We start from the raw sequence: 19677 nt of genomic DNA on the forward strand, positions 1-19677 counted from the left end.
GTCGCGCTGGCCATGGATTCCAAGCACAACCAACCCGGCTCCTACACTTATGCGCAGGCCGGCGTATCGATCGAGACCGGCAATGCGCTGGTCCGTGCCATTGCCCCGCTCGCCCGTGCGACGCGCCGTCCCGGTGCCGATGCCGACCTGGGCGGCTTTGGCGGCTTTTTCGACCTGAAGGCGGCGGGGTTCAACGATCCCTTGCTCGTCGCGGCGAATGACGGCGTGGGCACCAAGCTCAAACTCGCCATCGAATCGGGCAAGCATGACGGGGTCGGGATCGATCTGGTCGCGATGTGCGCGAACGATCTGATCGTGCAGGGCGCCGAACCGCTGTTTTTCCTCGACTATTATGCCACCGGCAAGCTCGACAATGATGTCGCGACCGAAGTCGTCGCGAGCATCGCCGAAGGTTGCAAACAGGCCGGTTGCGCGCTGATCGGCGGCGAGACCGCCGAGATGCCGGGCATGTACAGCGAAGGCGACTATGATCTCGCGGGCTTCTGCGTCGGCGCGGTCGAGCGCGATCAGGTCCTGACCGCCGACAAGCTCGCGGCGGGCGATGTGATATTGGGACTCGCATCGTCGGGTGTCCATTCGAACGGCTTCTCGCTCGTGCGCCGGCTCGCGGCCGACAAGGGGTGGAAGCTCGATCGCCCTGCCCTGTTCGACCAGACTATCCTGCTGATCGACGCGCTGATGGCGCCGACACGCATCTATGTGAAGAGCCTGCTGCCGCTGGTGAAGACCGGCCAGATTCATGCGCTCGCGCATATCACCGGTGGCGGGCTGCTCGAGAATATCCCGCGTATCCTGCCCAAAACGCTGCACGCGCATGTCGATGCCGATACGTGGGAACAGCCGCGGTTGATGGCGTTCCTGCAGGCGCAGGGGACTATCGAGCCCGAAGAAATGGCGCGCACCTTCAACTGCGGGATTGGCATGGCCGTTGTTGTCGCAGAAGCCGATGTCGATGCCGTTACCGCGGCGCTCGAGGCCGCGGGCGAGACGGTGCACCGGATCGGGCATATCGCCGAGGGCGAAAAGGGCTGCACCGTGACGGGCGGCACCGAAACCTGGAGCGCGCGCGAACCGTGGAGCGCGACCTATAATGGCTAAGGCGCGTGTCGCCGTCCTGATTTCGGGCGCCGGCACCAATATGGCGGCGCTGCTTTACGCGGCGAAGAACCAAGACTGCCCCTATGAACTGGTGTTCGTGGGCAGCAATGATCCCGGTGCGCCGGGGCTGAAAATTGCCGAAGCCGAAGGCATTGCGACGTGGGGATTGTCGCACAAGGGCATGAAGCGCGACGCGTTCGACGCGCTGGTCGACGCGCAATTGCGCGACGCGCGCGCCGAATTCGTCGCCCTCGCGGGCTATATGCGTATCCTGTCGGACGATTTCGTCGGGCGCTGGGCCGGCCGGATGATCAACATCCACCCCAGCCTGCTGCCGCTCTACAAGGGGCTGAACACGCACCAGCAGGCGATCGAAGCCGGCGACAGGTTCGGCGGGTGCAGCGTCCATATCGTCACCCCGGGTGTCGACGAAGGGCCGGTGCTCGCGCAGACGCCGGTCGCGATCATAGCGGGCGATACGGTCGAAACACTGTCCGACCGCGTGCGGATCGCCGAACACCAGCTTTACCCGCCCGCCCTCGCCGCCTTCGTGACGCGCGAGCGATCGCCCGCCTATTTGCGCGAACGAGTACGCGAACTGGCGATGGCGTTGCCCGAGGCAGACGAAGTGACTTCGCACGGCATGCCCTGCTTTGGCATCGTGAAGGGCAAGAAATTCGCCTATTTCACCGAAGATCATCACGGCGACGGCAAGGTCGCGCTGCTGGTCAAGATCAGCGGCGCCGACGAGCAGGCGCAACTGATCGAGCTCGACGAAGACCGTTATTACCGCCCCGCCTATTTCGGCGACGGCTGGGTCGGGATCCGCCTCGACCTGGGCGACACCGACTGGGATGCAATTGGCGAGTGGCTGCGCAAGAGCTGGCTTGCGATCGCGCCGAAGAAGCTCGCGGGACTGATTGGGGCCGCGGAGGAGTTTTGATGGGCCGGCTTCTCGCCAGTTTGCTGATCCTGATCCTCGTCAGTGGCTGCGACGTGGCGATATCCGAAAAACCGATGTTCACCGAGGCCGATACCGCCGGAGCCCCGCAGTTCGAAAACGGCGTCTGGCTGCTCGAAGAAGACAGCGACTGCCATGTCGATGCCGCGCAGCGCGTCTCGCGCTGGCCCGAATGCGCGAACTGGGTCGTTGTTCGCAATGGTCAGCTGTTCGAGCGCGTCCGCGAAGGCGACATCGCGGTCAAACGAATCGAAAATGCGATCCTGATCGTCGCCGGCGAGGTCGGGCTCGCACAAATCGAATACATAAGCAGCGGAGGATCGGCCGCCGAACCGCCCGTGTATTTTTTCGCCGCGTTCGAGAATATTGGCAAGCCACCAACGCTCCCGTTACGCTCGATCACACTTTGGAGCGTCTTGTGCGGCACGCGCGACGGGACGCCGGGCAAAGCGGCGGCGGACGATGAACCGGGAGAGCTCGTCCGCTTCCCGGGCTTCGGCGAGAAATGCCAACCCGCCTCGCAAGACGCATTGCGCGCCGCCGCCCTTGCCAGTCGCCCGCCCGGGCCTCCACGCCTTCGCGCCATATGGATGCGCGCAACGCTCGATTAGCACACACGACCGCCGGCAAATTGCCGCTGGCCTTTTGATCGAAAGCGCGCCCAAATAGCGGCGATGATGTTCGATAGCGCCATCCTGTTGTCGGCCCTGTTCCTCGCGATCCATATCGTGGTGATCGGGCGGATCATCCTGCGGCCGCAGCGCGAGCCGGCGTCGCGGGTCGCGTGGTTGATCGCGACGATCATGGTGCCGGTGGCCGGCGTGATCGCCTATCTCTTGCTCGGCGAGGCACGGATCAGTTCGAAGCGGCGCGCGCGGTATCGCGCGATCGAGGCGCATCTGCCACACCCGTCGGAGAATGAGGCGGTTCGGCGCGAACTCGGCGAAACGCCCTATGCCGCTCCCTTCGCCCTCGCCGAAACCGCCAATGCGCTGCCGCCGACGCGCGGCAACCGCGCCCGCCTGTCCCACGACAGCAACAGCGCGATCCGCGAGATGGTCGATGATATCGACGCGGCGCAATCGACCGTCCATCTGTGCTTCTATATCTGGCTCGCCGACCATAACGGGTTCCGGATCAAGGATGCGCTGATCCGTGCAGCGCAGCGGGGCGTGAAAGTGCGCGTGCTCGCCGATGCGCTGGGATCGCGCGGTTTCATCCGGTCGGCCTATTGGATCGAATTGGGCAATGCCGGGGTCGATGCGCGGATCGCGCTACCGATCGGCGGCTTGGTCTGGACGCTGATCCGCGGACGCTTCGATCTGCGCAACCACCGCAAACAACTGATCGTTGACAATCATATCGCCTGGTGTGGAAGCCAGAACCTGGCCGACCCCGAGTTTCGAGTGAAATCGCGCTTTGCCCCGTGGGTCGACATCATGACCCGCTGGGAAGGCCCGGTCGTACGCGATTGCCAGTTCATCTTCGCCGCGGACTGGGAATCGGAGCATGGCGACGACATCAGCGAGCTGCTGGGCGACGCCGCGGAACCGCCGAGCGCCGCCACACCCGGGATCACGGCGCAGGTGGTGGGGACCGGACCGAACCTGGCCTATGCTGCCATGACCGCCTGCTTCACGTCGCTGATCCATGCGGCGCGGCGCGAACTGGTGATTACCACGCCCTATTTCGTCCCCGACGAGCAGTTGATCTGCGCGCTGCTCGACGCCGGACGGCGCGGGGTACAGACGACGATGATCCTGCCGCAACGCAACGACAGCCGGATCGTCGCAAATGCCAGCCGCAGCTATTATGACGAAATGATCGCCGCCGGGGTGCTATTATATGAATATCGGCCAGGGCTGCTCCACGCCAAGACGATGGTCGTCGACGGCAAGGTCGCGCTGATCGGTTCGGCCAATCTCGACCGGCGGAGCTTCGAACTCAATTTCGAGAATAATATATTGTTCGCCGACGCCGGTTTCGCACGCGAAATCCGGGCCCGGCAGGATGAATATCTGGCCGAGTCCGACCAGGTCAGCGCCACCGATGTCGAAAAGACCAGCATGGCGCGCCGCCTGTGGCAAAATCTGCTCGCGACGCTCAGCCCGCTCCTTTGAACGCAAAAGGCCGCCGGATCGCTCCGGCGGCCTCTTTCTGCCTTGCGGCAAATGGCGTTTAGCCGACGATTTCTTCGGGCTTGAAGAAATAGGCGATTTCGATCGCGGCATTCTCGTCGCTGTCCGAACCGTGGACCGTGTTCGCTTCGATGCTTTCGGCCAGTTCCTTGCGGATCGTTCCAGGCTCGGCGTTCGCGGGGTTGGTCGCGCCCATGATGTCGCGGTTGGCCTGCATGGCGTTTTTGCCTTCAAGCACCTGAACGACGACGGGGCCGCTGATCATGAAATCGACGAGCTCGCCGAAGAAGGGGCGTTCCTTGTGGACCGCATAGAAGCCTTCGGCCTGTTCGCGGGTCATGTGGATGCGCTTCGAGGCGACAACGCGAAGGCCGGCGTCTTCGAGCATCTTGGTGACGGCGCCGGTGATGTTGCGACGCGTTGCGTCGGGCTTGATGATCGAAAAGGTGCGAGTAACCGCCATGGGGGAAGCTCCTGTGTTATTATGGTCTGCGATGCGCGCGCCTCTAGCGGCGCTTTTGCTGCGCCGCAAGGACAGAGCGCGAACAGCCCCCGATCAGGCGCCTGTTCCGTAAGTTACCGCCCCCTCCACCATGTCGCCGTTCTGGGTCGCGGTGACCTGAATCGACGTCTTGCTGTCGCCGGGCTTTTCGGCGCCGAGGATCATCGTGTCCTCGGCATTGATTTCGGAGTTGACCTTGAACCCGGCAGCTTCGATCTGCTTGCGAAAATGCGCCATCACGCCGGCGGCTGTACCCTTGACCTCGAAACTCGCAAGACCGCCCTGCCCCTGTTTGCCCGAGCCCGCGAAGCCGCCGGTCATCTTCGACCCGGGATATGGCGCAATGCCTGCGGGCAGCTTCGCTTCTCCGCCAAACTGCACTTCGCCTTCTTCGGTTTTGATCGTCACCTTGCCGTTTTCGCCGTCTTTCTGGCTGCTTATCCGGTAGTCGGCGGTCTTCCCCGTTTCGGGGTCGGTGTATGTACCGCTGGCGACTTCGGTTTCGGATCTCGAGCCGCAACCCGCGACAAACAGCGCCGCCGCGACGGCAAAAGCGGTAAGAACGGGGAATGTCGGACGCGTCATGGTCAAGCTCCTGTCAGGGCAAATGATAGGGCCTTTTGCGCGGCGCGGACGCCAGCGTCGGTGACCGGCGTCACACTGATCGCCGCAATCTAGGGCCCTTCGGACCAGCGACCATTCTCGTCCTGTTTCCAGAAGCGGTTGTCGACGTCCTCGCGTGCTGCGAGCGTGCGCCACAGCGCGCGCGCGTCGTCGATGCGACTATTGTCGAAAAAGAGGAAGATACGTTCGAAACCGAGCGCCTCTTCGCGCCATTCGCCGTCGGCGAGCGCGATGTGCGAAGCACGATTGGGCGGCGAGACATCGAGCGTGCCCGAAATCAGCACCGGCTCGATCTCTTCATCGGGCGATCCGGCATGCCCGTGCGGCAGGAAGCTGGCGGGTTGCAGCGTCCACAGCGCCTCGCCGATCGCCTGCCGTTGCATCGCGGGCGCGGCGACCACCAGCAGGCGGTCGCCGTTCGCCAATATGCGCGTCGCGATGGCGGGGAGCACCCGTTCGACCGGGTCGCGGGTCAGCCGGTAAAAGTCGACGCGCACCATGCTCCCCTATCCGTTCCGCTCAGCCTTCGTGATTGGCGGCGATGTAGCGGTCGAGCAAACGCACGCCATATCCGGTCGCGCCCTTCGCCCACACCGGACCGTCCTTGTCGCCCCACGCCATGCCCGCGATGTCGAGATGCGCCCAAGCGACACCTTCGTCGACGAAGCGCTTCAGAAACTGCGCCGCGGTGATCGAGCCACCCTCGCGCGGGCCGATATTCTTCATGTCGGCGATCGGGCTGTCGATCAGCTTGTCGTAGGCCGCCGACAACGGGAAGCGCCACAGCTTGTTGTTGCTGGCGTCGCCCGCGGCGAGCAGGTCGGCCGCGAGCGCGTCCTCGTTCGAGAAGACGCCCGCATATTCATGGCCAAGCGAGATCACCATCGCGCCGGTCAGCGTCGCAAGATCGACGATTATCTTCGGATTATAGGCCTGTTGCGCCCAAGTGATCGCATCGCAGAGCACGAGGCGGCCTTCGGCGTCGGTGTTGAGCACCTCGACCGTCTGGCCCGACATGGTGGTGACGATGTCGCCGGGGCGCATCGCATTGCCGTCGGGCATATTCTCGACAAGGCCGACGACGCCCACGACATTCGCTTTCGCCTTGCGACCGGCGATAGCCTTGATCGCGCCCGCGACCGCGCCCGCGCCGCCCATGTCCCATTTCATCATGTCCATGCCGGCTGCAGGCTTGATGCTGATGCCGCCGGTATCGAAGGTGACGCCCTTGCCGATGAAGACGACCGGTGCGTCGCCCGGATTTCCGCCGTTCCAGCGCATGGCGAGCAGCCGCGGCGGGCGCGTCGAGCCCTGCGCAACGCCGAGCAGCGCGCCCATGCCGAGCGCTTTCATCTGGCGTTCGTCGAGGATTTCCAGCTCGACGCCCAGGTCGGCGAGATGCTGGCAGCGTTCGACGAAGCTTTCAGGGTAAAGAATGTTCGGCGGCTCGGCCACGAGCGTCTGGGTGAGCGCAACGCCATCGGCGACCGCCGAATAGCGGCCCCAGCGTGCGGAAAGATAGCCGTGCGGCGACGCGATCTTGATCGATTTCAGACTGGGCTTCGCATTGTCCGACAGGCGGGTGCGATAGGTATCGATGCGCCAGTTGCGCAAGCGTGCCCCCATGGCAAAGGCCAGCACATCATCCTCGTCGACCTGGCCGGTGCTGGCGAAATCGACGTGGACGACGGTGACGCCGCTCGTTTGAAGCCGCGCCGTCAGCGCCGCACCGCCGCGTTCAAGGTCATGCTCGCTGCCCTCGCCGATACCGACGAGAAGCAGGCGCTTTGCCTGGTCGCCATCGATCGCGGCCGTCTCTGCGATCGCGCCCGCGGCGCCTTCGAAGCGGGCCTGCGCCGCGGCCGCGCCCAGCAGCGCGCCGAGCGCTCCGGCCTCGCCCTTGCGGACCGGAAAAGCGACGACGTCGGCAGATGCGTCGATTTGCGCGACAAACTGAATGTCCATGCCTTAACTTTCTCATGCGATGATTGATTGCAACGTGCTGGACCGATAGGGGTTTCGCTTGCGAGTTGCAAAAACAAAGCTGCCGGTCCAAGCCGGGAAACGTCGATTTAGGGTCTGGGACAAAGGGATTAAATGAACTGGGCTTTGTTCCATCGGGCAGCGCGTGCGCGGCCGTTCTGGCTGGCGACGGCGAGCAGCATGGCTCTGGCCGCAAGCCCGGCGCTGGCCCAGACGAACGACGAATCGGCCCGGTCGGCGCAGATCTCGGGCCAGCCCGACCTCCAGACACCCGACATCGCCCCGGCAACCGCCGATGCCCCGGCCGTCAAGGCCGAAGACCAGATCGGTTTCGCCGCCGACAACCTCAATTACGATAGCGACAGCGAAGTCGTCATTGCCGAGGGCAATGTCCAGATGAACCGCGAAGCGATCGAGATGCGTGCGGACAAGGTCACGTGGAACCGGCAGAACGGCAAGGTCTTCGCCGAGGGCAATGTCGTCATCAAGAACCCCGAAGGCGACACCGCCTATGGCGACAAGATCGAGCTGACCGACACGCTGCGCGACGGCGTCATCGAGAATCTGCTCGTCGTGCTCGACAATGGATCGCGCCTCGCGGCGATCAAGGGTACCCGCTTCGACAACGGCAATATCGAACTGGAGAACGCCGCCTACACCCCCTGCCCCGTCGAGGATGACGCGGGTTGCCCGAAAAAACCGAGCTGGCAGGTGCGCGCCGTTCGGGTGCTATACGACAAGGCAAAGAACAAGGTCCGGTACAAGGGCGCCCGGATCGAGATTTTCGGCCTGCCGCTGATTCCGCTCCCCGGCCTCAGCCATTCGATCAATAACGAAGCGAGCAGCGGCTTGCTGGTGCCCGAGATCCGGCTCGATCGCACCAACGGGTTCGAAGTTGCGGTTCCCTATTATCTGCGCATCGCGCCCGACCGCGATGCCACGATCACGCCGCATCTCTACACCAGCGCCGCGCCGATGATCGAAGGCGAGTTCCGCGCGCTGACCGATATCGGGTCGTTCCGCATCAACGGCTATGCGACCTATGGCTCGCTGGTTCCGCTGACCGGCGAAGACCCGAACAGCCGCAAGCAGTTTCGCGGCTATCTGGAGAGCGCGGGCAAGTTCCAGTTCGACCCGCACTGGAGCCTGACCTATTCGGGGCGGGTCGCGACCGATCGCACCTTTATGCGCCGGTATGACATCAGCCGCGACGACCGGCTGCGTTCGACCTTCGAGCTCGAGCGGATCGGCGGCAATTCTTACCTCTCGATCGCCGGCTGGGCGACGCAGACGCTCCGCGTTAACGACGTTCAGGGACAGCAGGCGATCGCCCTGCCGATCATCGACTATCGCCAGCGGCTCGCCGACCCGATCCTTGGCGGCCAGTTCGAACTGCAACTCAATACGCTGGCGATCGGCCGCACCGCTGGGCAGGATACGCAGCGCGCCTTTGCCGGCGCGCGCTGGGATCTGCGGGGGCTGACCGGTCTGGGCCAGGAAGTGACGCTGACCGCGCTGGTGCGCGGCGACGTTTATCACAGCGATGAGAATCTGCTGACCGCGATCCCCGGCTATCGCGGCAAGTCGGGCTGGCAAGCGCGCGGGATCGCCGCGGTCGCGGCCGACATGCGCTGGCCCTTCATCGGCGAATTCATGGGCGGCACGCAGACGCTGACCCCGCGCGTCCAGATCGTCGCGACCCCGCCGATCAAGAACCTCGACATCCCCAACGAGGATTCGCGCGCCTTCGACCTCGAAGATAGCAACCTGTTCGCAATCAACCGCTTCAACGGCCACGACCGGTTCGAGGATGGCGCGCGCATCACCTATGGCGTCGAATGGAATTTCAGCCGCCCGGGTTTCAACATCAGCAGCGTCGTCGGCCAAAGCTATCGCCTGTCGGACAAGCCCAGCCTGTTTCCCGACGGCACGGGGTTGACCGACCGGACGTCGGACATCGTTGGACGCACGACGATCGCCTATCGCGATTTCCTGCGACTGACCCACCGCTTCCGGCTCGACAAGGATAATCTGGCGATCCGCCGCAACGAATTCGACGCGACGATAGGCAGCCGCGCAACCTATGCCGTGCTGGGCTATTCGCGCCTGAACCGGGACATATTGTTGCTCGGCGAGGAATTGCAGGACCGCGAGGAAGCCCGCGTCGGCGGGCGCGTCGCGGTGGCGAAGCACTGGTCGGTTTTCGGATCCGCGATCGTCGACCTGACCCAGCGAACCGACGATCCGTCGAGTTCGGCGGACGGGTTCGAGCCGATTCGCCACCGCCTCGGCATCGCCTATGACGATGATTGCCTGTCGATCGCGCTGACTTGGCGGCGCGACTATGCCGATACCGGCGACGCGAAGCGCGGCAACAGCTACTCCTTCCGCATCGCCTTCCGCAATCTGGGATTCTGACGCATTCCGCTCAGCCTAGGTTCAGCGTCTATTACCTATATCCGGCCTTCAAACGGGGCCGGAGGCGGATTGCGCTGGACCATCGGGCGTTTCCGCTGATACGGAGCGTCCGGACTTTCTCGAATAGGGTAAAGATGACCAAATTTTCGACCATGATCGGCCTGATCGCAGTGGCCGCCGTCGGCGTCACGCCGGTGCTGGCCCAGACCGTAGCCGACAACGACGTTCCGACGACCAGCCTCAACATCCCGGGCAATGTACAGATCTTCGGCGACGCAAAACCGAACGTCTATCGCCCTTCCGCCACGGTGAACGGCGAGATCATCACGGCAACCGATATCGAACAGCGCATGGCGCTGATCCGCATTGCGAACAACAATGTCGAGTTGCCACCCGAGGAGATCCAGCGGCTGCGCAGCCAGGTGTTCAGCAACCTGATCGACGAGAAGTTGCAGATTCAGGAAGCCAGGGCGGCCGACATCAAGATCGACGAGAATGTCGTGAACGACCAGTTCGCCCGGCTCGCGACGCGTTTCAAGCAGTCGCCCGACCAGTTTTCGACCTATCTGACGTCGAAGGGCTCTTCCTCTGCGGCGGTGAAACAGCAGATCCGCGGCGAGTTCGCCTGGGACCGCCTGTTGTCGCGTAACATCCAGTCGACGACCAATGTTTCGCCCGAAGAGGTCAAGATCGTCGCTGACCAGTTGACCGGCTCCAAGGGTCAGGACGAGTTCCACCTCGGCGAAATCTATCTGTCGTCAACGCCCGAAAACTCCGCCGCGGTGGCCGAAAATGCCAAGAAGATCATTCAGGCGTTGCAGGCGGGCGGCAGTTTTGCCGCATATGCGCGCCAGTTTTCGGAAGCATCGACCGCCGTCGTCGGCGGCGATCTCGGCTGGGTCAAGGCCGGGCAGCTGCCCGGATCGATGGGCGAAGCCGCGACACAGATGCAGCCGGGTCAACTCGTCGGCCCGATCGAGGTGCCGGGTGGCGTGTCGATCATGCTGATGATCGACCGGCGCCAGGTGTTGACCGCCGATCCGCGTGACGCTGTTCTGAGCCTCAAGCAGATTTCGCTCGATTTTCCGGCTGGTACCACGCCGGCGAAGGCGTCCGATCTTGCAAGCAAGTTCGCCGAGGCGACGCGCGGTATCGCCGGTTGCGGCGCCGCCGATGCAGTGGCCCAGCGCCTCGGTGCCACTGTCGTGTCGCGCGACAATATCGAAATGCGCGCGCTGCCCGCTCCGCTGCAAGCGACCCTGACCAGCCTGCAGATCGGTCAGACGACGCAGCCGTTCGGCGCTGCGAACGAAGGCGTCAGCGTCCTTGTGCTGTGCGGCCGCGACATGCCGCAGACCGCGACCGCCCCCAACCTCGAGCAGATCGAACAGAAGCTGCTGGAGGACAAGGTCAACAAGCGGGCCCAGCGCTATCTGCGCGACCTGCGCCGGGATGCCGTGATCGAATATAGCTGATGACGGATTACCCCAATCGACAGCCGATCGCGGTCACCATGGGTGACCCGGCCGGCGTCGGTCCCGAAGTCACGGCCCGTGCCTGGGCCGCGCGCCACGAAAACAACCTGCCTCCGTTCGTCGCCATCGGCGACGCAGCGTCGATTTCCGCCGTATGGGAAGGCCCCGTCGCACGCGTCGGCGATATGGACGAGGTCGTGCGGACCTTCGATGCGGCGCTGCCCGTCTGGCACCTTGAGGACAGCGGCCCGCTGACCCCGGGCCAGCCGACGCCAGCGGGCGCAACCTGTGCGCTCCATGCGCTGGAAACCGGCATCGGGCTGACGCGCAATCAGGCAAGCTCGGCGCTGGTCACCGGATCAGTGTCCAAATATGCGCTGCACGGCATCGGCTATACGCATCCGGGGCAGACCGAATTCATCGCCGAACGCTGTGGCATCACCGCAACCAATGCGGTGATGATGCTGGCCGGGCCATCGCTCCGCGTCGTGCCGCTCACGGTCCATATTCCGCTTTCCGAGGTACCCGAGCGCCTGACAATCGAGCTGATCGTCGCAAAGGCCCGGATCGTCGCCCGCGGGCTGCGGCGCGATTTCGGTATCGACGCGCCGCGCATAGCGCTCGCCGGCCTCAACCCGCATGCAGGCGAGAGCGGCCAGTTGGGCAGCGAAGAGGAACGCATCATGGCGCCCGCGGTCGCCCAGCTGGCCGAAGAAGGAATTGTCGTCGACGGCCCCCTCGCCGCCGACGGCCTGTTCGCGCCGGCGATCCGCGCGCAGTACGATGCGCTGCTGTGCGCCTATCACGACCAGGCGCTGACGCCGTTCAAGGCGCTGCATTTCCACGACGGGGTCAATTTGACGCTGGGGCTGCCGATCATCCGCACCTCGCCCGATCATGGCACCGCGTTCAATATTGCCGGCACCGGCACGGCCGACCCCGGCCCGACGATCGCCGCGATCGCGATGGCCGCCCAACTCGCCGCGACGCGCGAGCGCAGCTACGCGCCGGCGAAGTGACGGTCGAACCCCAGCTTCCGCTGCCGCCGCTTCGCGAAACGGTGCGCACCCACGGCCTGCAGGCAAGCAAGGCGCTGGGGCAGAATTTTCTGTTCGACGAACAATTGCTCGACCGCATCGCAGCGATCCCGGGCGATCTGGACGGCGCGACCGTGTTCGAGGTTGGTCCCGGTCCCGGCGGCCTGACGCGCGCGTTGCTGCGCGCCGGGGCGAAGGTGATCGCGGTCGAGCGCGACGACCGCTGCCTGCCATTGCTCGCCGAATTGGCTGAAGCCTTTCCGGGACAGCTGACGGTGATTGCCGACGATGCGATGGCGGTCGATGTCGATGCACTGACCGGCGGCCTGCCTTATCATATCGTTGCGAACCTGCCGTATAATGTCGGCACGGCGTTGTTCACACGGTGGCTGGAGCCGGCGGCGTGGCCGCCGCGCTGGCTATCGCTGACGCTGATGTTCCAGCTCGAGGTGGCCGAGCGCATCATCGCACCGGTCGGAGGCAATGCTTATGGGCGGCTCGCCGTCCTTGCCCAGTGGCGGTCGACCGCGAAGATCGCGATGAAGGTGCACCGTTCGGCCTTCACGCCGCCGCCCAAGGTGATGTCGGCGATCGTCCATGTGACACCGGCCGAGCAGCCCGAAAATGTCAATCCCAGGCTATTGTCGAAGTTGACCGAAAAAGGCTTCGGCCAGCGGCGCAAGATGCTGCGGCAGAGCCTGAAAGGCGTCGAGGGCGCGGTCGCCGCTGCGGAGAGGCTCGGGATCGACCCGACGCGCCGCGCCGAGACGGTCAGCGTCGCCGAATGGGTGCAACTGGCGCGATTGCTGGGGTCGTAGCGGCGGCCGGCGACCGATTGCGGCCGCTCCCCTTGCATCACCCCGAGCCTGCCTGCCTTGAAGAAAAAGGCGGATCCCGGGTCAAGCCCGGGATGACGACGTGGAGGTGAAGCAATGTCCTCTCGCCACCCCAAAGCCGCCACTGCCTTCAAATAGGCCTTTCCTACATTATCCGGCTATGCCAGCCTTCATCCAGCTCTTTCATTTGGTAGATAAAAGCGATCGATGCCCGGCTTGCGGGCGCGGTCACAGCGGGGCGGGCCGACCGCGTCCAGCACACCGCAAGGTCCAAATCAGAGGCGCACAAGGCTGAACTTTCCTGAACTTTGGAATTCACACGCGGGGCTTGCGCCGGCCGGACCCCCGTCCAACCCGGGATCACGAAAGAAGGCAATGGCGGCTCGTCATCCCCAAGCCGCAGGCCGGGCATTTATTGCGGGCTAATTCTGGCTCGTCGGGCTAACCGTCGCGACCACCGGCTTCGGCACAAGCACTTCGGCCGCCACGACACGTTTCGACGCGCTCGAGGCGATCGTCTTCTCAAGCGCCGCGACCTGCGGACATTTGCTTTCGCAAAGACGCTGCGCCTCGGCCAGTTTTTCGCGTGCGAGTTCAAGTGCGCCCTTGTCGGCGAGCGCTTCGCCCTGCCCGGTCAGCGCGACAACATCATTGGGTTCGAGGACCAGCGCCTCGCGATAGAGACCGATCGCCTTGCCCGGCAGGCCCTGCGCGCGCGCGACCTGAGCCAGCGCGATGATCGCCGAGCGGTTGCGCGGATCGGCAGCAAGCGCCGATTCATAAAGGCCGATGGCGCCGTCGAGGTCGCCCGCTTCCTGCGCCTTTTGCCCCTCGTGCTGGAGCGCGATCGAACGCGGGAAAATGTCGTTGTCGGCACGCTGGGCGTCAGACGCCGTGGGCAGGCTGGCGAGGATAACACCCGCAGTTAGAGCCAAAATGCCAACGCGCATCGCATTCTCCCATCGCTTCATTGACGGCGATGCTAACATGGTGCCGTCAGTCGCGCGAGAAAAAATCCGTCGCAGCCGTCATGGCCCGGTGTGAGCAGAAAACCGGCGCCCGCAGATCGCCCGATGCCGTCCGGCAGAATGCCCACGTCGGCCGTCCAGCCGGGATGCCGGTTCAGAAAATCGTCCACCTGTGCCCGCCCCTCGCGCGTGATGATCGAGCAGACTGCATAGAGGAGTTTGCCACCCGGCGCCACAAGATCGGCGCCGATGTCGATCAGTTTCGCCTGTTCGGCGACTTGACGGTCGAGCCGTGCGGGGGTCGAGCGCCAGCGCAGTTCGGGGCTGCGCCGCCATGTGCCGCTGCCCGAACAGGGGGCATCGACAATGACGCGATCGGCCTTGCCCATCCGGTCGGCGAGCATTGCGCGTTCCTGCCCCGGATTGAGCAGCAGCGTTTCGATCGCCGTCGCCCCGGCCCGGTATGCGCGCGGCGCCAGTTGCTGAAGCCGCGCCCGGTTGGTGTCGCAGGCGAGGATCGCGGCGTCGTCGCCCGTCACCGAAGCGATCGCGAGCGTCTTACCGCCGGCGCCGGCGCACAGATCGATGACCACCTGCCCGGCTTCGGCGCCAAGCGCAGCGGCGGCATATTGGCTCGCGGCGTCCTGCACCTCGAACTGCCCCTCGGCATAAGCACTATGTTGGACCGCAGCGGTTTCGCCCGGCAGGCGCCATCCGTCGATCAGCCCGGTGATCGGTTCGCCCTCGGGGAAAATCGCCGCCAGTTCGTCGCGGCTGGAGCGCAGGCGATTGGCGCGCAGGTCGAGCGGGGCGCGGACGAGCATCGCCTCGCGCTCCGCCTTGCCGACCAGCGGGTCGAAGAGTTTCATCAGCGCGGTGGTGGCGAGCCCCGTTTCGGCGCGCGGTTCGCCGGCGCCGATCTCAGCCGGACCATAGGATGCGCCGTCGAACAGTGCGGCGAGCTCCGGGTCGGTGTCGGCGAGCGCGAGCATCGCGGCGCGGCCCGACGCGGGCGCCGACCGCACACTGCGGATCGCATCATAGACATGATTGCGGATCGCACGGCGGTCCTTCGACCCCGCATAGCGGCGCGCGCGCATCGCCTCGGCAAAGATCGCGTCGGCGGGGGGGCCACCGTCGCGCGCGGCGGCGGCGATGGTATCGAGGATTTCGATCGCGGTCTGGACGCGTGCAGCGGGGGTCATGGGTTCATTCTCATTTCGTCATTGTGAGCGGAGCGAAGCAATCCTGAGGCGGTTTTGTATTGCCTTGGTTTGCTTTGTCACTGCGCTCCTCGCAATGACGAAGCAAGGGCATCAACCCACCGGATAATTCGGCGCCTCGCGCGTGATCGCCACATCATGGACATGGCTTTCGCGCAGGCCCGCGTTGGTGATCCGCACGAACTTCGCGCGCTCGCGCAGATCCTTGAGCGTGCGGCTACCGGTATAGCCCATCGCCGCCTTCACACCGCCGACGAGCTGATGGATCACATCCTTCGCCGGCCCTTTGAACGGAACTTGCCCCTCGATGCCCTCGGGAACCAGCTTCATCTGGTCCTTGATGTCCTGCTGGAAATAGCGGTCGGCCGAGCCGCGCGCCATCGCGCCGACGCTGCCCATGCCACGATAGCTTTTGTAGGTCCGACCCTGGAACAGGAAGGTTTCGCCAGGCGCTTCGGCGGTGCCCGCGAGCAGCGAGCCGACCATCACGCACGACGCGCCCGCCGCGAGCGCCTTGGCGATATCGCCCGAGGTACGCAGGCCGCCGTCGGCGATGACGGGCACGCCCAGCTTGGCGGCCTGCTCGACGCTGTCGAGGATCGCGGTGAGCTGCGGCACGCCAACGCCGGCCACGACGCGCGTCGTGCAGATCGATCCGGGGCCGATGCCGACCTTCACGCCGTCGGCACCTGCGTCGATCAGCGCGCGCGTGGCGTCGCCGGTCGCGACATTGCCGGCAAGGACCTGCACGCGGTTCGACAGCTTCTTGATCCGCGCCACGGTCTCGCCCACGCCCTTGCTGTGGCCGTGCGCGGTGTCGACGACGATCAGATCGCATTCGGCGTCGAGCAGCGCCTCGGCGCGTTCGATTCCCGAATCTCCGGTGTTGGTGGCGGCCGCAACGCGCAGGCGGCCGGTGCCGTCCTTGGTCGCGTCGGGGAAGTTGATCGCCTTTTCCATGTCCTTGACCGTGATCAGGCCGATGCAGCGATAATCATCATCGACAACGAGCAGCTTTTCGATGCGGCGCTGATGCAGCAGCTTGCGGGCTTCGTCCTGCCCGACGCACGGGCGCACGGTGGCGAGATTGTCGGCGGTCATCAGTTCGCGCACCGGCTGCCCCGGATTGGCAGCGAAGCGCACATCGCGGTGGGTGAGGATGCCGACGAGCCGACCGCCGGTTTCGACGACGGGGATGCCCGAAATCTTGTGCTGGTCCATCAGCGCGGTTGCATAGGACAGGGGCGCATCGGGGGTGATGGTGATCGGGTTGACGATCATGCCGCTTTCGAAGCGCTTGACCTGCCGCACCGCAGCGGCCTGTTCCTCGATCGTCAGATTGCGGTGAAGCACGCCGATGCCGCCGATCTGCGCCATCAGGATCGCCATGTCGGCCTCGGTCACCGTATCCATCGCCGACGACAGGATCGGGATATTGAGGTTGATCTCGCTGGTCAGCTGGGTCGACAGATTCGCATCCGATGGCAGGATGTCCGATGCCCCGGGCACCAGCAGCACATCGTCGAAGGTCAGGCCGGTGATGATTTCCATGGGTGCCACTTTCTGGTGCAGGCGGCGCCTGCCCCGGAATTCGGGGCGACACACGCGATTCGTTTGGTGGCGGCCCATGTAACCAGTCGGACCCGCGCGCGCCAGTGGGGGCGAATGATTATTTCGCGGGGGCCGGAATCATTTCCGTGAATGTGGCTGACGGACGCGGCACAAGGCGCAATGTAACCGGTTGCATTGGGTTCGTCGCCCCGTTAAGCCAACGGCATAACATAGTTTCGGCGAAGAGGATAATCAGCATGAACGCGCCCAGTCAGGCGTCCGCCAGTGGTGGCGGACGGTCCAATGCCGTGGCGGCCTTTGCCGCGGTCACCGTGCTTTTCTTTGCCTGGGGCTTCATCACCTCGCTGATCGATCCGCTCGTCGCCTCGGTGAAAGGCATTTTCACGCTCACCGATGCCGAAGCGCAGCTTTCGGCCTCCGCTTTCTTCATCGCCTATGGCCTGATGTCCTTTCCGGCCGCCGCGCTGATCGCGCGCGTCCATTCGGTGCCATCGATCCTGACCGCGCTGTCGACGATGGTCGTCGGTTGCCTTGTCATGCTGGCGGCGGCGAACCTTGCGATTTATCCGCTCGTTCTTGCAGGACTCTTCATTCTCGCGAGCGGCATCACGATCTTGCAGGTCGCCGCCAATCCGCTCGCGGCGGCGCTCGGCGACCCGAAGCGCAGTCACTTCCGCCTGACATTCAGCCAGACGTTCAACTCGTTCGGCACGTTCCTCGGCCCACTGATCGGCGCGCATCTGTTCCTCGAAGGTGTCGAGGTCAAGCCTGGAACCGTCGTCACCGAGGCAGTGCGCGCGCAGGCCCTCGCCGGGATCGACGCCGCCTATTTCTGGATCTGCGGGCTGATCATCGCGCTACTTCTTTTCTTCTGGTTCAGCCGGCGGATCGTCAACGAAGCCGTCCCACCCGCACCGATCGGTGCGCGCGCCGGAATGGGCGAGTTGATCAGCGAGGCCTTTTCGTCGCGCTGGGCGCTGCTCGGCGGGCTCGCGATCTTCCTCTATGTCGGCGCCGAGGTCGCGATCGGCACGCATATGGCCTTTTTCCTGAACGGCGATTCGGTGTGGGGCCAGTCGGACGCCGCCTTCGGAGTGCCGATGCTCGGCTGGTTCATGGGCAGCGATGGCGTTCCCGGTGTGTCGCTACAGGAAGCCGGCAAGGCGGTCGCCTTTTACTGGGGCGGCGCAATGGTCGGCCGCGCGATCGGATCGGTCCTGCTGGCGCGCGTTTCTGCATCGAAGTTGCTGGCGGCAGTCACCGCAATCGCGGCGGCGCTCTGCCTCTATGTCGTGTTCGTCGGCGGCGTGAGCGGTGGCTTCGTCGCGCTGTCGATCGGCCTGTTCAACGCGATCATGTTCCCGGTGATTTTCACGCTGACGCTCGAACGCTCGACCGCGCGCGCCGAGGCGACATCGGGCCTGCTCTGCACCGCCATCGTCGGCGGCGCGGCCATCCCCTACCTTGCCGGGCTTCTGTCGGACGCGGTGGGCTACGCCGGTGCGTTGGCGCTGCCGGCCGCCTGTTATGTCGCATTGTCGGTCTTCGCGATCGCCGCTGGGCGCACGCCGCCGCGTCAGGCGAATGCGGGGGTCACGGTTCACTGAATGACGGCAGCCGCGAAGGGATAAGAGAAACATGGCCGGACTGTCGATCCAGGGCGCGCGCAAGAGCTTTGGCGAGACCGAGGTGCTGAAAGGCGTGTCGATCGACGTCGCCGATGGCGAATTCACCGTCATCGTTGGCCCGTCGGGGTGCGGAAAATCGACGCTGCTGCGCGCCGTGGCGGGGCTCGAGGAGTTAACGGGCGGCAGCATCGTCATCGGCGACCGCAACGTCACCGGCTTGCCGCCATCGGAGCGCGGCATCGCGATGGTGTTCCAATCCTATGCGCTCTACCCGCACCTGACGGTCCGCGAGAATATGGCGTTCGGGCTGCGCATCGCGAAGGCAGCCAAGCACGAGATCGACGAGGCGGTGCGCCGCGCGGCGGAAATATTGAACATCGAGACGTTGCTCGACCGCAAGCCCGCGGCGCTATCGGGCGGGCAGCGGCAACGTGTCGCGATCGGCCGCGCGATCGTGCGCCAGCCGCAGATCTTCCTGTTCGACGAGCCGCTGTCGAACCTCGACGCCGATCTGCGCGTGCGGATGCGGTTTGAGTTTGCAAGCCTCCACCGCCAGCTTGGTACGACGACATTATATGTCACGCACGACCAGGTCGAGGCGATGACGCTGGCCGACCGGATCATTGTGCTGCGCGACGGACAGATCGAGCAGGTCGGAAGCCCGCGTGAGCTGTACGCACGGCCCGCAAACATCTTCGTCGCCCAGTTCCTGGGCACGCCGCGCATGAATATCATGGCTGCTGTGGTTGCAGACGGCGGGCGGGCCGAGTTGGCCGACGGGCACAGCGTCGCCCTGCCCCCTCTTGCGGCCTCGCTCGCCCCGGGCGCGCTCATCTCGGTGGGCATCCGGCCCGAAGATATCCGGATCGGTGAAGGGCCGGGCGCGCTCCCCTTCACTATCGGTTTTGTCGAGCGGCTCGGCAGCCTTGCGACGGTGCATCTGCAGGCAGGCAGCGGCAGCGAGCCAATCGCGTGTCAACTACGCGACGACGGGTCCTTGCGGGAAGGCGATGCGATCGCGGCGCAATTGCCGCCCGAGCATCTGCACCTGTTCGACGCAGAGGGAAGCGCTCTCGCCACCGGAGAAGGCAAATGACGTTGCATTTGCATTGTGTAACCGGTTACGGTGCGAGCGTTTCCGCGCCCGGCAACGGCAGAAAAAACGGAGCCGCTTCAACGGCCCGGCGCCATCG

The 19677-nt window shown here is 64.8% G+C and carries 17 protein-coding genes; 10 read left to right on the top strand and 7 right to left on the bottom strand.

Translation table 11 applies throughout. The annotated features are described in order from the left end of the window. Nucleotides 1-12 precede the first annotated feature (12 nt). The 4 genes from purM to cls all read left to right on the top strand — a co-directional run bounded on the left by purM (nt 13) and on the right by cls (nt 4200). Complete coding sequence (gene purM / locus AC07NV_RS01035; protein ID WP_495164478.1) at nt 13-1119, top strand: phosphoribosylformylglycinamidine cyclo-ligase; 1107 nt, start codon at nt 13-15, stop codon at nt 1117-1119. Continuing rightward, complete coding sequence (purN, locus tag AC07NV_RS01040) at nt 1112-2062, top strand: phosphoribosylglycinamide formyltransferase (RefSeq protein WP_495164479.1); 951 nt, start codon at nt 1112-1114, stop codon at nt 2060-2062. The genes purM and purN overlap by 8 nt, the downstream gene beginning before the upstream one ends. Further along, entirely contained in the window at nt 2062-2691 is a 630-nt protein-coding gene (locus tag AC07NV_RS01045) for a hypothetical protein (protein WP_495164480.1), read from the top strand. The genes purN and AC07NV_RS01045 overlap by 1 nt, the downstream gene beginning before the upstream one ends. Nucleotides 2692-2754: 63 nt before the next feature. After that, a complete protein-coding gene (cls, locus tag AC07NV_RS01050; RefSeq protein WP_495164481.1) occupies nt 2755-4200 on the top strand; it encodes a cardiolipin synthase in 1446 nt (481 codons plus the stop codon). A gap of 58 nt (nt 4201-4258) precedes the next feature. Here cls and ndk read toward each other — a convergent pair whose 3' ends face one another. The 4 genes from ndk to AC07NV_RS01070 form a co-directional block, all read right to left on the bottom strand. After that, nucleotides 4259-4681: a nucleoside-diphosphate kinase gene (ndk, locus tag AC07NV_RS01055; protein ID WP_495164482.1), complete on the bottom strand. Its 423-nt coding sequence runs from the start codon at nt 4679-4681 to the stop codon at nt 4259-4261. A gap of 93 nt (nt 4682-4774) precedes the next feature. Next, nucleotides 4775-5305, bottom strand: a complete 531-nt coding sequence (locus tag AC07NV_RS01060; RefSeq protein WP_495164483.1) for a hypothetical protein — start codon at nt 5303-5305, stop codon at nt 4775-4777. 89 nt (nt 5306-5394) lie between these two features. Next, nucleotides 5395-5844 (bottom strand): DNA polymerase III subunit chi, encoded by a 450-nt coding sequence (locus AC07NV_RS01065; protein ID WP_495164484.1) that lies wholly within the window; start codon nt 5842-5844, stop codon nt 5395-5397. Nucleotides 5845-5863: 19 nt separating this feature from the next. Further along, on the bottom strand, nt 5864-7309 hold the full coding sequence (locus AC07NV_RS01070; RefSeq protein ID WP_495164485.1) for a leucyl aminopeptidase: 1446 nt from the start codon (nt 7307-7309) through the stop codon (nt 5864-5866). Nucleotides 7310-7441: 132 nt separating this feature from the next. Here AC07NV_RS01070 and AC07NV_RS01075 point away from each other — a divergent pair, with 132 nt between their 5' ends. From AC07NV_RS01075 to rsmA, 4 genes are all read left to right on the top strand, one after another. Next, nucleotides 7442-9745: an LPS-assembly protein LptD gene (locus AC07NV_RS01075; RefSeq protein ID WP_495164486.1), complete on the top strand. Its 2304-nt coding sequence runs from the start codon at nt 7442-7444 to the stop codon at nt 9743-9745. Nucleotides 9746-9879: 134 nt separating this feature from the next. Then, entirely contained in the window at nt 9880-11220 is a 1341-nt protein-coding gene (locus AC07NV_RS01080; protein ID WP_495164487.1) for a peptidylprolyl isomerase, read from the top strand. After that, a complete protein-coding gene (gene pdxA / locus AC07NV_RS01085; protein ID WP_495164488.1) occupies nt 11220-12239 on the top strand; it encodes a 4-hydroxythreonine-4-phosphate dehydrogenase PdxA in 1020 nt (339 codons plus the stop codon). Before AC07NV_RS01080 ends, pdxA begins: the two co-directional genes overlap by 1 nt. Nucleotides 12240-12259: 20 nt before the next feature. Next, complete coding sequence (rsmA, locus tag AC07NV_RS01090; protein ID WP_495165139.1) at nt 12260-13075, top strand: 16S rRNA (adenine(1518)-N(6)/adenine(1519)-N(6))-dimethyltransferase RsmA; 816 nt, start codon at nt 12260-12262, stop codon at nt 13073-13075. A gap of 440 nt (nt 13076-13515) precedes the next feature. Here rsmA and AC07NV_RS01095 read toward each other — a convergent pair whose 3' ends face one another. The 3 genes from AC07NV_RS01095 to guaB form a co-directional block, all read right to left on the bottom strand. Next, nucleotides 13516-14028 carry a tetratricopeptide repeat protein gene (locus AC07NV_RS01095; protein ID WP_495164489.1) on the bottom strand — a complete coding sequence of 171 codons (513 nt, stop codon included), beginning with the start codon at nt 14026-14028 and terminating at the stop codon, nt 13516-13518. A gap of 47 nt (nt 14029-14075) precedes the next feature. Continuing rightward, entirely contained in the window at nt 14076-15266 is a 1191-nt protein-coding gene (locus tag AC07NV_RS01100) for an RsmB/NOP family class I SAM-dependent RNA methyltransferase (protein ID WP_495164490.1), read from the bottom strand. Between the two features lie 111 nt (nt 15267-15377). After that, on the bottom strand, nt 15378-16835 hold the full coding sequence (guaB, locus tag AC07NV_RS01105) for an IMP dehydrogenase (RefSeq protein ID WP_495164491.1): 1458 nt from the start codon (nt 16833-16835) through the stop codon (nt 15378-15380). Nucleotides 16836-17092: 257 nt separating this feature from the next. On the opposite strand from guaB, the gene AC07NV_RS01110 reads away from it, so the two are divergent. Together AC07NV_RS01110 and AC07NV_RS01115 are read left to right on the top strand one after the other, a co-directional pair. Further along, nucleotides 17093-18463 carry an MFS transporter gene (locus AC07NV_RS01110; RefSeq protein ID WP_495164492.1) on the top strand — a complete coding sequence of 457 codons (1371 nt, stop codon included), beginning with the start codon at nt 17093-17095 and terminating at the stop codon, nt 18461-18463. Nucleotides 18464-18494: 31 nt separating this feature from the next. After that, entirely contained in the window at nt 18495-19580 is a 1086-nt protein-coding gene (locus AC07NV_RS01115; protein WP_495164493.1) for an ABC transporter ATP-binding protein, read from the top strand. Nucleotides 19581-19677 lie beyond the last annotated feature (97 nt).

The organism is Sphingopyxis sp. GW821-FHT10B01, assembly GCF_059415685.1.